This window comes from Paraburkholderia caledonica (genome assembly GCF_000383275.1).
GTDB lineage: Bacteria > Pseudomonadota > Gammaproteobacteria > Burkholderiales > Burkholderiaceae > Paraburkholderia > Paraburkholderia caledonica.
Genome location: NZ_KB911034.1, coordinates 873680 through 885607, shown reverse-complemented (window position 1 = coordinate 885607; position 11928 = coordinate 873680). Strand labels below are relative to the sequence as shown.

At 61.5% G+C, this 11928-nt stretch carries 12 protein-coding genes; 3 read left to right on the top strand and 9 right to left on the bottom strand.

The features are described from left to right. Positions 1-136: 136 nt before the first annotated feature. Positions 137-1378, top strand: coding sequence for a C40 family peptidase (locus tag H281_RS0104120; RefSeq protein ID WP_020065815.1), 1242 nt, complete (start codon positions 137-139; stop codon positions 1376-1378). Positions 1379-1512: 134 nt separating this feature from the next. On the opposite strand, the gene rfaE1 is transcribed toward H281_RS0104120, so the two are convergent. After that, on the bottom strand, positions 1513-2439 hold the full coding sequence (gene rfaE1 / locus H281_RS34305; protein WP_020065814.1) for a D-glycero-beta-D-manno-heptose-7-phosphate kinase: 927 nt from the start codon (positions 2437-2439) through the stop codon (positions 1513-1515). 477 nt (positions 2440-2916) lie between these two features. Between rfaE1 and H281_RS0104110 the strand changes: the two genes are divergently transcribed. Next, positions 2917-3723, top strand: coding sequence for an SDR family NAD(P)-dependent oxidoreductase (locus H281_RS0104110; protein WP_027804277.1), 807 nt, complete (start codon positions 2917-2919; stop codon positions 3721-3723). An 85-nt stretch (positions 3724-3808) separates the two neighbouring features. Here the strand turns inward: H281_RS0104110 and H281_RS0104105 are convergent, their stop codons facing one another. The 8 genes from H281_RS0104105 to H281_RS0104070 form a co-directional block, all read right to left on the bottom strand. Beyond that, positions 3809-4819: an inorganic phosphate transporter gene (locus H281_RS0104105; protein WP_020065812.1), complete on the bottom strand. Its 1011-nt coding sequence runs from the start codon at positions 4817-4819 to the stop codon at positions 3809-3811. Continuing rightward, on the bottom strand, positions 4819-5445 hold the full coding sequence (locus H281_RS0104100) for a DUF47 domain-containing protein (protein WP_020065811.1): 627 nt from the start codon (positions 5443-5445) through the stop codon (positions 4819-4821). The genes H281_RS0104105 and H281_RS0104100 overlap by 1 nt, the downstream gene beginning before the upstream one ends. 148 nt (positions 5446-5593) lie before the next feature. Further along, positions 5594-6979: a replicative DNA helicase gene (locus tag H281_RS0104095; protein ID WP_020065810.1), complete on the bottom strand. Its 1386-nt coding sequence runs from the start codon at positions 6977-6979 to the stop codon at positions 5594-5596. A gap of 162 nt (positions 6980-7141) precedes the next feature. After that, positions 7142-7594, bottom strand: coding sequence for a 50S ribosomal protein L9 (rplI, locus tag H281_RS0104090; RefSeq protein ID WP_020065809.1), 453 nt, complete (start codon positions 7592-7594; stop codon positions 7142-7144). A gap of 27 nt (positions 7595-7621) precedes the next feature. After that, the gene (gene rpsR / locus H281_RS0104085) at positions 7622-7897 is read right to left on the bottom strand and encodes a 30S ribosomal protein S18 (RefSeq protein ID WP_006048825.1); all 276 of its coding nucleotides are present in this window, start codon (positions 7895-7897) and stop codon (positions 7622-7624) included. 2 nt (positions 7898-7899) lie between these two features. Beyond that, positions 7900-8199: a primosomal replication protein N gene (gene priB / locus H281_RS0104080; RefSeq protein ID WP_020065808.1), complete on the bottom strand. Its 300-nt coding sequence runs from the start codon at positions 8197-8199 to the stop codon at positions 7900-7902. 50 nt (positions 8200-8249) lie between these two features. Continuing rightward, positions 8250-8624 (bottom strand): 30S ribosomal protein S6, encoded by a 375-nt coding sequence (gene rpsF, locus H281_RS0104075; RefSeq protein WP_006048823.1) that lies wholly within the window; start codon positions 8622-8624, stop codon positions 8250-8252. A 382-nt stretch (positions 8625-9006) separates the two neighbouring features. Continuing rightward, positions 9007-9921, bottom strand: a complete 915-nt coding sequence (locus H281_RS0104070) for a LysR family transcriptional regulator (protein ID WP_020065807.1) — start codon at positions 9919-9921, stop codon at positions 9007-9009. A gap of 156 nt (positions 9922-10077) precedes the next feature. Here H281_RS0104070 and gcl point away from each other — a divergent pair, with 156 nt between their 5' ends. Further along, a complete protein-coding gene (gene gcl / locus H281_RS0104065; protein ID WP_020065806.1) occupies positions 10078-11853 on the top strand; it encodes a glyoxylate carboligase in 1776 nt (591 codons plus the stop codon). Positions 11854-11928 lie beyond the last annotated feature (75 nt).

Sequence of the window (11928 nt, the reverse complement as noted above, 5' to 3'; positions counted from 1 at the left end):
GCGGCGTCTTTGGCCGGCAACACTTAGCGCACGAACTTCAAGTAATTTGTCAAGACTTCTTGCCGCTTCCGCATTTCACCGGCTACCATCCGGACATCGTCCGTCATTAAACGAGCGTTTACCGCTTTACTCTTTCATGTGCCGACTTGCGTTCTCGCTGCTGACCGTGTTGTTGCTCGCCGCCTGTGCCGGCGCGCCGCAGAAGACGTCGTCGCGCGGTTCGTCGGGCGCCGTTACCGTCACAAACGGGGCGTACCGCGCGCCGCCACCGGGTTTCCCCAACTTCGTCGACCACAGCATTGGCCGCGAGGAAATTTCTATTCAGGCAATGAGCCTGGTCGGCGTGCCCTACCGTTGGGGCGGCAACACGCCGGATAGCGGCTTTGATTGCAGCGGCCTGGTTCGCTATGTGGTGTCGCGCGCGGCTTCGGTGAATTTGCCCCGCACGACCGCCGATATGAGCGGACGCGGCGAATCGGTCGAACCGGACGAGATCGCGCCCGGCGATCTGATTTTTTTCAACACGACCGGTCGCGCGCACTCGCACGTGGGCATTTATGTGGGCAAGCTGCGCTTTGTCAACGCGCCGTCGACGGGCGGCACTGTGCGGCTCGATTATCTGACCAATCCTTATTGGGCAAAGCGCTTCGACGGCATTCGCCGGGTGGCCGGACCGGCCGCGAAGCCGGTGCCGTTCGACGCGCCTAGTTACCAGGCGGCGGCGCCTCAGACGGAGCGTGCGGTAACACAGGCGGCGAGCACGGCAGATCGCAGCGGCGATCCGTCGGCGGCGAACGCACCGTTGGCTTCGACTCGAGCAGTTCCCGTCTATGCGACCGGTTCGTCGGCCTCCCAAGTAACGGCTCGCGCTGGCGCCGAGCCGCGCGCGCCATCGACATCGCCATCGACCGCGGCGGCCGAGCCGGCCCTTGCGGCAACGGCGGCAACGCGCGCGCCGCAAGCCGATCCCTTCGAACCTCCGCCACCGGCTATGAGCGCGGCGCAGATTCAGGCGCGCGCAGCAGGCGCGGTGTCGCCGACGCCTGCTCTGTCTGCTCGGGCCAGTGGGTATGACGGCGGCGCGAGCGCACAGGCTCAACGGCCAGCCGCTGCAGGTTCCCCGCCCGTTTCCCAAACGGCCGCCGCGCGAGGAGCCGATGCGATCGACGCAGCCGCCGATGCGTTCGAGCCGCCACCGCCCTCTTCAGTCGCAGCTCGTCAGGCACGCCAGGCGCGGCAGGCAGACGCGGCAGAACGCACACCGGGCGATAACGGCAGCGTACAGATCATGCGAGCCTCGACGGCGTCACGAGGCGTCGCGGCCCCATCGCAAACGAACGACGACCCGATCGCCCGGTTTGCCAACGGGAACTTCTAGCTGGCCGACCTACCTGACCCGCGCGCCGTCACGCATGCGCACGGCTGAAATGGCGTTGGGCCCTTGGCGTTGCGAGGGGTCACAAAGTGGCCGCACTCTCTTCACCGCCAGCAGCACCGGTCACGACAAGGCGGTCAGACATGCCGATTGAGCTCTTCGAGTGTGATGGGCGCCGTGCCGATCTTCCCGACGACGACACCGGCGGCCGCGTTAGCGAGGCGCGCTGCACTTTCCATGTCTTGGCCGGCAGCCAGCGCGGCGGCCATGGTGGCAATCACTGTGTCGCCCGCGCCGGATACGTCGTAGACCTCGCGCGCCTGCGCGGGAATGCGAACATGCCGGTTGCCGACAACGAGGCTCATGCCCTCCTCGGATCGCGTAACGAGCAACGCGCCCAGTTCCAGATCGTCGCGCAGTTTGAAGGCGCGCCGCTCGAAGTCCGACTCGCCATTCCACTTTCCCGCGGCCTGCGCGAATTCATCTCGGTTCGGCGTAACGACGCTCGCGCCGCGGTATATCGAGTAGTCCGGTCCCTTTGGATCGACCAGAATGCACGCGTTCGCCGCCCGCGCGTCGCCCATCATCATGCGTAGGTGCGCGAGGCCGCCCTTGCCGTAATCCGAGAACACGACGGTCTTGCAGGTCTTCAGCTTCTCCCGGAACTGGGCCACTAGCGGAAACAACAACTCGTGGTCCGGACGCTGTTCGAAATCAGCGCGCACGATTTGCTGGTTGCGTGAAATGACGCGAAGCTTCACGGTGGTTTGCAACGCCGGATCGCGGACGAACGCGCAATGAACATTGCGAGATTCCAGCAAAGACTGCAAGGCACGCCCATCGTGATCGTCGCCCACGACCGACAACAGCGTAGTCTGAACACCGAGGTTCACCGCGTTGACGGCGACGTTCGCCGCGCCGCCCGCCACGTCTCGCGTGCGCTGAACGTGAACTACCGGCACGGGTGCCTCCGGCGAAATACGCGTGCTGTCTCCAAACCAGTAGCGATCCATCATGACGTCACCCGCGACGATGACGGAAGCCGATGAGCAGTCTAGACTCACTTCAGGATTCCTTTGAGATGTTGTTTGACGACGTTTCAAAACGCGGTGTGCAGATGGCGTATCAACGGCTTTTTCGCTGGCCGCGTTGCCGGCAGGGGCCGGTTCGCGGCAACCACAAGTAGACGTCGCCGCGCAGTAGGCCGGGGAAGCCGAGATAGCCTTTGTCGTAGCTCGTGATAAAGACCAGCAACCCGGACAGCGCAGCTAGTCAAATGATGCCCCAATCGGCTTCTCATAATTCGTTATCCTGAATTAATAGTTGCGATCGACGAACAAGTCGCGTGGGCGAGGCGCGCGGACATTCCTATACATGAGATGGCGAGCCAAAGCCGTCTAAAGTTTTCACACCAACATCACGGCAATCAGATTCGTGCGATTTCCGCGCGCGCAAGCGCCGTCCGCAGTCGCGGCTCGGCCAGCACACGTTGGGCGCCGATCTGCTATCGTCATCGGTATTCTTCCGAACGGGTGGCGACAATGGATCTCGGGCTGAAAGACAAAGTGGTGCTGATCACGGGCGGCAGCAAGGGAATCGGCTTTGCGTGCGCCCGGGCTTTCGCGCTGGAAGGTGCGAAGGTGGCAATCGTTTCGCGTGATCCCGCCAATCTGGCGCGCGCTTACGAACAGCTCAAGCAGGAAGGCTTGCACGTGCATCGCACGCGCGCCGATCTGCATGAGCCGCATAGCGCCGCCGACATCGTCGAGGAAGTGAGCACGGCCGTCGGCCCGATCGACGTGCTCGTCAACAGCGCCGGCGCGGCGCGTCGCTACGACCCCGAAACGCTCGATGCAGACGCGTTTCGCGCCACGATGGAAGCGAAGTATTTCCCTTACATCTACCCGCAGCAGGAAGTGCTACGCCGCATGGCCGAGCGCACGAAAAGCGGCGATCGCGGAGAACCGGGCACGATCGTCAACATCATCGGCATGGGCGGGAAGATTGCGAGCGATATCCATATCGCCGGCGGCGCCGCCAACGCCGCCCTGATGCTGGCCACGGTCGGCCTCGCCCACTACTACGCGCGCTACGGCATTCGCATCAACGCGATCAATCCGGGAGCAACGCTCACTGAGCGCGTCGAAGAAGCAGTCAAGCTCGAAGCAACGCAACAAGGCATTCAAAGCGCCGAAGCGCTCGCGCGTGGGCAGGCCCGAGTGCCGCTCGGGCGCTACGCAAAACCGGAGGAGATTGCAGATGTCGCGCTGTTTCTGGCGAGCCGCCGCGCGAGCTATGTGACGGGCGCGATCGTCCCGATGGATGGAGGCAGCGCGCCGCTAATCTGAGCAACGCGCGCCGTGCGTCGAGCCTATACCACGGCGCTGCGGCTGCGGAGCGAACGGCCCTGCCGTCCGCCCCGCAGCCTGCCAGTTACAGGAAGTGGTGGCCGAACCACCAGGCGGCGGCAGCGAGCGCCGCTGACGCCGGAATCGTCAGAATCCATGCCCACACGATGTTGCCCGCCACGCCCCAGCGGACCGCGCTCAGCTTCTGCGTCGCGCCCACGCCGACGATCGCACCGGTGATCGTGTGCGTGGTGGATACCGGAATACCGAGCCAGGACGCGGTGAACAATGTGATCGCCCCGCCCGATTCGGCACAAAAACCGCCTACGGGTTTGAGCTTGGTAATTTTCTGACCCATGGTACGGACGATTCGCCAGCCGCCGAACAATGTGCCAACCCCCATCGACAGATAGCAGCCGCCGATCACCCACAGCGGTGGCGCCTCTGCGATCGACGACGCGTAGCCGGTTGCGATCAGCAGCATCCAGATAATGCCGATTGTTTTCTGCGCGTCGTTACCGCCGTGGCCAAGGCTGTACAGACCCGCCGACACGAGTTGCAGACGCCGGAAGCGCCGGTCGACCTTGCTCGGCGGCGTACGAAAATAGATCCACGACACAGCCAGCATGAAAAACGAGCCGAGCACAAACCCGAGCAGCGGCGAAATGAAAATGAACGCCACCGTCTTGAGCAATCCGTCGAAGTTGAGCGAACCCCAGCCAGACTTGGCAAGCGCCGAGCCGACCAGTCCGCCGATCAGTGCGTGCGAGGAACTCGACGGTATGCCGTAGTGCCACGTGATCACGTTCCAGCCGATCGCACCCACCAGGGCGCCGAAAATCACGTAATGATCGACGATGCCGGGGTCTATCGTGCCTTTGCCGACAGTTGCGGCCACTTTCAGGTGAAACACGAAATATGCGACGACGTTGAACGCGGCGGCGAAAGCCACTGCCTGCTGCGGCTTCAGAACGCCTGTCGAGACGACGGTGGCGATCGAGTTGGCCGCGTCGTGAAAGCCGTTCATGAAGTCGAAAATGAGCGCGACGGCGACCAGGCCGGCCACGACCCAGATAGCGAGTTGTATCGATTGCATTATGCGTTTTCCAGCACGATGCCTTCGATGATGTTTGCTACGTCTTCACACTTGTCCGTGATCGTTTCAAGCAATTCGTAAATGGCTTTGAGCTTGATCAGGGTTTTGACGTTGTCTTCTTCGCGGAACAGCTTGGACATGGCCGAGCGCAGCACCCGGTCGGCCTCGGACTCCAGCCGGTCGATGTCCTCGCACGCTTTCAGAATCTGACTTGCCTGCTTCATGTCGGACAACAGGCTGACGGCGAATTGCACCCGCTCGGAAGTCGCCGTGCAGATGTGCGCAAGCTGGCTTGCCTCGGAGGTGACCGACTGGACGTCGTAAAGGGAAATAGCGGTGGCGACGTCCTCCATCAGATCGAGGATGTCGTCCATCGTGGTGATGAGCTTATGGATCTCATCGCGGTCGAGCGGCGTGATGAAGGTCTTGTGCAGCAGGTCGATGGTTTCGTGCGTGAGTTTGTCTGCAGCCTTCTCGGCTTTCTGCACGTTTTGCTTATGCGTTTCGGCGTCTTGCAGGTTGTCGATCAGGAGCTCGAGTTCGCGGCTCGCCGAGACGATGCACTGTGCGTGCGCATTGAAAATATCAAAGAACTTGCCCTCGGTGGGCATGAATCGACCGAACATTGGGATCCCGAAAATTGGTCACTTAATGGCTGACATAAAACCGCCATATTGTACCGTTGCGGGCCCGATGTAGCACTTTGCAAAGCGCGGTTACAACAGCGCCTATTGCGTTTGCGCGATTTTCCGGTCGCGCCGCCGCTGTTCGCGGTTAATCGCCGTAGAAATTTTGCGCGCCCGCAAAGTTGTCGAACTTCGTGTATTGGCCGTGGAACGTGAGCCGAACTGGTCCGATCGGGCCGTTCCGCTGCTTGCCGATAATGATTTCAGCCGTGCCTTTATCCTGGCTGTCGGGGTTATACACTTCGTCACGGTAGATGAACAGGATCACGTCGGCGTCCTGCTCGATAGCGCCCGATTCCCGCAGATCCGACATGATCGGCCGCTTGTTCGGACGTTGTTCCAGACCGCGATTGAGCTGCGACAAAGCGATGACCGGCACGTCCAGTTCTTTCGCGAGGCTCTTGAGCGATCGCGATATTTCCGAGATTTCGGTCGCGCGGTTTTCACCCGACGACGATCCGCTCATCAACTGCAGGTAGTCGATGATAATGAGCCCGAGCTTTCCGCACTGACGCGACAGACGCCGCGCGCGCGAGCGCAATTCCATCGGATTCAGACCGCCGGTTTCGTCAATGAAAATTTGCGCCTCGCTCATTTTCTGCACGGCGTGCGTGAGCTTCGGCCAATCCTCGTCGGTCAGGCGGCCGGTTCGCATGCGGTGCTGATCGAGGCGGCCGACTGAGCCGAGCATACGCATGGTGAGCTGAGAGCCCGGCATTTCCATTGAGAACACAGCGACCGGCAAGCCGTATTCGACCGCGACGTACTCGCCGATGTTCATCGAAAACGCCGTCTTACCCATCGACGGACGTCCCGCAACAATGATCAGCTCGCCGCCGTGCATGCCCGAAGTCATGCGGTCGAGGTCGACAAAACCGGTCGGCGTGCCCGTCACGTCGCTCGGATTCGCCGTGTGATACAGCGTGTCAATCCGCTCGACGACCTGAGTCAGCAGCGGGCCGATTTCAAGAAAGCCCTGCGTGCCACGCGCGCCGTCTTCCGCGATCGAAAACACCTTCGATTCCGCCTCGTCCAGCAATTGCCGGACTTCCTTGCCTTGCGGATTGAAAGCGTCGGCCGAGATTTCGTCGGCGACGGAAACCAGCCGACGCAGCACCGCGCGGTCACGCACGATTTCCGCATACCGCCGGATATTCGCCGCGCTCGGCGTGTTCTGCGCGAGTGCGTTCAGATACGCGAGGCCACCGACCTCTTCCGCCTTGCCCGATGTTCCGAGCGCTTCGTAAACGGTAATGACGTCGGCCGGACGCGTCGCCGCGATGAGCTTGCCGATGTGCTCGTAGATGATGCGGTGATCGTAGCGATAGAAATCGCTTTGCGACAGGAAATCGGCAATCCGGTCCCATGCGGCGTTGTCCAACAGCAAACCGCCCAGCACCGATTGCTCGGCCTCGATCGAATGCGGCGGGACTTTCAGCGACTCGAGTTGGGGATCTTTGGACGGTGCGTTCATGGAGAGGAATTATCGTGGAAATCAGGCGACCGCGGCCAGCGGAACGAGCAAAAAATAACGGGCACAAAAAAGGCAGGGGCCGGTTGCCCGGCCCCTGCCCTCAGCCAGCAACAACCTGGCCAACACTATCTGATGCTTGATGCGGTAGATTCAGACGCGCTCTTAAACGTGCTCGCCGAGTACCGACACCGTCACGTCGACAACCACGTCGGTGTGCAGCGAAACCTGAATCGGGTGGTCGCCCACCGTCTTCAGCGGGCCTTCCGGCAGGCGAACTTGCGCCTTTTCAACCGCGAAGCCTTGCTTGCCCAGTGCTTCGGCGATGTCGGCGTTCGTCACCGAGCCGAACAGACGGCCGTCCACACCGGCCTTCTGGCCGATCTGAACCGTCGAACCGGCCAGCTTTTCGCCTTGAGCTTGAGCAGCAGCCAGCTTTTCAGCGGCGGTCTTTTCGAGTTCAGCGCGGCGGACTTCGAATTCGGCCAGCGCTTCCTTCGTTGCACGGCGAGCCTGCTTGTTCGGGATCAGGAAGTTACGTGCGTAACCGTCCTTGACCTTCACGATATCGCCCAGGTTGCCCAGATTGACGACTTTTTCCAGAAGAATGATTTGCATTCGGATGCTCCTTATCGCGTCGTCGGGTTAGGCCTTGTGCTGGTCGGTGTACGGCACGAGCGCGAGGAAACGTGCGCGCTTGATTGCCGTGTCCAGCTGGCGTTGATAGTGCGACTTCGTACCCGTGAGACGCGCCGGCGTGATCTTGCCGTTTTCGCCGATGAAGTCTTTCAGCGTTTCGATGTCTTTGTAGTCGATGTATTCGACGCCAGCAGCCGTGAAACGGCAAAACTTCTTACGCTTGAAGAGCGGATTTTGTTGCTGACGACGCTTGTCGAATTTCTTACCAGTCGGGCGGGGCATGTTCAGTCCTTTCCAATGTCCTGCAATGCTGTGATGTGAAATACCAGAGTTCTTGCGTTGCGGTGCTTTTTTGCCAGAAAGCCTGTGAAGAGCGTTTCCACGCCCATCGGACAGCTTTCCAGCTTACCGCTCGCCTCGCCTGCGGCTACCGCCTGCATGGTCAGTTCGACTTGCCGGGCAATACCGGCTTCGACGACTTCCGTGCGGTGGTGCAACGTGCAGCTGGCAATCGGAACGCCGGCGGGGGTGTACCGCACCGGTTCGCGTTCGACGACGCTGGCTGTGAGCTGCAGCCGGTTCATGAAGCCTTTGACAAGGGCGACGCTTGATCTGGTAGCTTAAATAGTGTGTCTTAAGCCTGCGCTTCGGACGGTTGCGTAGCAGCCGACTTCTTGGCTTCTTCGCGCTGCACTTCCTTCATCATCGGCGAAGGGCCGGTTTCGGCTTTCTTCATCTTGACGATGAGGTGACGCAGAACGGCGTCGTTGAACTTGAACGCGTGTTCCAGCTCGTCGAGCGTGGTCTGGTCGCATTCGATGTTCATGCAGACGTAGTGAGCCTTCGCGAGTTTCTCGATCATGTAGGCCAGTTGGCGACGGCCCCAGTCTTCGATACGGTGGATCTGGCCACCGTGCGACGTGATCGTGCTCTTGTAACGCTCGATCATGGCGGGCACCTGCTCGCTCTGATCGGGATGCACGATAAAGACGATTTCATAATGACGCATACACACTCCTTGTGCTGACTTTTGGATAGAAGCCACCCGGGCGTCGAACCGGTGTGGCAAGTGAGAAGCCGAAGATTGTAGCCCGATTGGGGATGGACTGCAAGACATTGCACCGTCCCGAGCTGCGATTGAGGCGTGTTTTCAACGATTTAGCACCCAACCTGAACGTGGCGCGTGAACCAACGCCGCTCAAATTTAGCCTTCATGCGCTGCGGGCAGCTGCCGGCGCTGCTCCGTCACGCAGCTTCGCGGCCCGCGCCTATAGAGGCCGCTCCAAGCCTCAGCCGTGCCCGTCACCGCGCCGCAGCGTCCCCGAGCGCACCGCTCGCGCATGCGTGGCGTGGCGTGGCGTGGCGTGGTCGAGCGTCAGCGCTAAAGCACGCTAATACCCCGGCCGGTTCCAATAATCCTCGCTTGCGTAGATCTCTTTCAGATAATCGATGAAATAGCGCACCTTGGCCGGCACATAGCGCTGCTGCGGGTAGACCGCGAGAATGTCGTAATCGGGTAGCGCGAATTCGTCGAGCACCGTTTCCAGTTCACCGCGCGCGAGCTGCTGCTGAATTTCCCAAGTGGATCGCCAGCCGAGTCCGAGTCCTTCGGACACCCAGCGGTGCAATAGTTCGCCGTCGTTGCAATCGAGCGTGCCGCCTACCCGCACCGTGACGAGCTTGCCGTTGCGGCGAAAATACCAGCCACGGTTCTGGCCGCCTTGCAGATTGAACGCGAGACAGTTGTGCCGCGGCAGGTCTTCGAGCGTTTTGGGCTTGCCGTGCTGGCGAAAGTAATCCGGCGTGCCGCACACCACGCGCCGGTTCGACGCGAGTTTCACCGCCACGAAGTTCGGATCCACCGCACCGCCGATGCGTATCGACAGGTCATAACCCTCCCGCACCAGATCCACGACGCGATCGGTCAGGTTGAACGACACCTGCAATTCCGGCTTGTCGGCGACAAACGCCGGCGCGAGCGGCGCGACGTGCTTGCGGCCAAACGCAGCCGGCGCCGACACGATCAGATGCCCGTTCACCGCGCGCCGCCCGGCGCTCAGTTCGTTCTCGGCCTGGTCCCATTCGGTCAACAATCCGCGGCAACGTTCGAGAAAGGCCGCGCCGTCCTCGCTGACGACGAGCCGCCGCGTCGAGCGATACATCAGCTTTACGCCGAGGCGCTTTTCGAGCGCGTCGATGCGCCGCCCGAGGATCACCGGCGACACGCCCTCCTCCAGAGCCGCGGCCGCAAGGCTACCCGCGTCGGCGACGCGCACGAAGGTTTCAATCTGCTTGAATCGATCCATGGCGGTCTCCTTGCGGACGCACGCTGCGTGTGCCCGCATTCCATACTTTTTGTTTCGAAATAAGCGACGCAGACTGATCTTATCAAACCTTTAGGTCAAGCCTAAAGTGCGTTCAAGAGCCTTATTCGCCAATTTCCAAACATTGAGGAGACATTCATGGCCAAGATGAGAGCCGTCGACGCCGCCGTGCTGGTGCTCGAAAAAGAAGGTATCGACACCGCGTTCGGCGTGCCGGGCGCAGCGATCAACCCGTTTTACTCGGCCATGCGTCGCGCGGGCAACATCAGCCACGTGCTCGCGCGCCACGTCGAGGGCGCTTCGCACATGGCCGAAGGCTATACCCGCGCGCAGCCCGGCAATATCGGCGTGTGCATCGGCACGTCGGGGCCTGCCGGCACCGACATGATCACCGGTTTGTACTCCGCTCAGGCCGACTCGATCCCTATTCTGGCTATCACCGGACAAGCGCCGCGCGCGCGCCTGTACAAAGAAGACTTCCAGGCCGTCGACATCGAATCGATTGCGAAGCCGGTCACCAAGTGGGCCGTGACCGTGCGCGAGCCGGCGCTCGTGCCGCGCGTGTTCCAGCAGGCTTTCCATCTGATGCGCTCGGGCCGTCCGGGACCTGTGCTGGTCGACTTGCCCATTGACGTGCAGCTCGCCGAAATCGAATTCGACATTGACACGTACGAACCGCTGCCGGTCTACAAGCCGAAGGCGACGCGCAAGCAGATCGAAGCCGCCCTCACCTTGCTCAACGATTCCGAGAAGCCGCTGATCGTTTCAGGCGGCGGCGTGCTGAACGCAGCCGCTGAAGATCTGCTCGTGCGCTTCGCCGAAACCGTCGGCGTGCCGGTGATCCCGACGCTCATGTCGTGGGGCGCGATTCCCGACGACCATCCGCTGATGGCCGGCATGGTCGGCCTGCAAACCTCGCACCGTTACGGCAACGCGACGATGCTCGCGTCCGACTTCGTGCTCGGCATCGGCAACCGTTGGGCGAACCGTCACACGGGCAGCATCGACGTTTATACGAAGGGCCGCAAGTTCGTGCACGTGGACATCGAGCCGACGCAAATCGGCCGCGTGTTCGGTCCGGACCTCGGCATCGTGTCGGACGCGAAGGCCGCGCTCGAACTGTTCGTCGAAGTCGCGAGCGAATGGAAAGCCGCAGGCAAGCTGAAGGATCGCAGCGCATGGGTCGCCGATTGCCAGCAGCGCAAGCAGACCATGCATCGCAAAACTCACTTCGACAACGTGCCGATGAAGCCGCAGCGCGTCTACGAAGAGATGAACCAGGTGTTTGGCCGCGACACGTGCTACGTGAGCACGATCGGCCTTTCGCAGATCGCCGGCGCACAGTTTCTGCATGTCTACAAGGCACGCAACTGGATCAACTGCGGTCAGGCCGGCCCGCTCGGCTGGACGATTCCGGCTGCGCTCGGCGTGCGCGCAGCAGATCCGCAACGGCCGATCGTCGCGCTCTCGGGCGACTACGACTTCCAGTTCATGATCGAAGAACTCGCGGCCGGCGCGCAATTCAAGCTGCCGTACGTGCATGTGGTCGTGAACAACTCGTACCTCGGCCTGATCCGCCAGGCGCAGCGCGCATTCGACATGGACTTCTGCGTGCAGCTCGGCTTCGAGAACATCAACTCGCCGGAAACCAACGGCTATGGCGTGGATCACGTCGCGGTAGCCGAAGGCCTCGGCTGCAAGGCGATTCGCGTGTTCAAGCCGGAGGAACTCAAACCGGCGTTGCAAAAAGCGCAGTCGATGCTCTCCGAGTTCAACGTGCCGGTGATCGTCGAAGTGATTCTCGAGCGCGTGACCAACATCTCGATGGGCACCGAGATCGACGCGATCAACGAGTTCGAGGAACTCGCCGTGACGCGCGAAGACGCGCCGACTGCGATCAGCATTCTCGACTGAGCGTGACGGCCGAAATCGCGGGGGCGCGATTGCACGACTGCACTGCAATCGCGCTATGAAGTTTTTCAACGACCG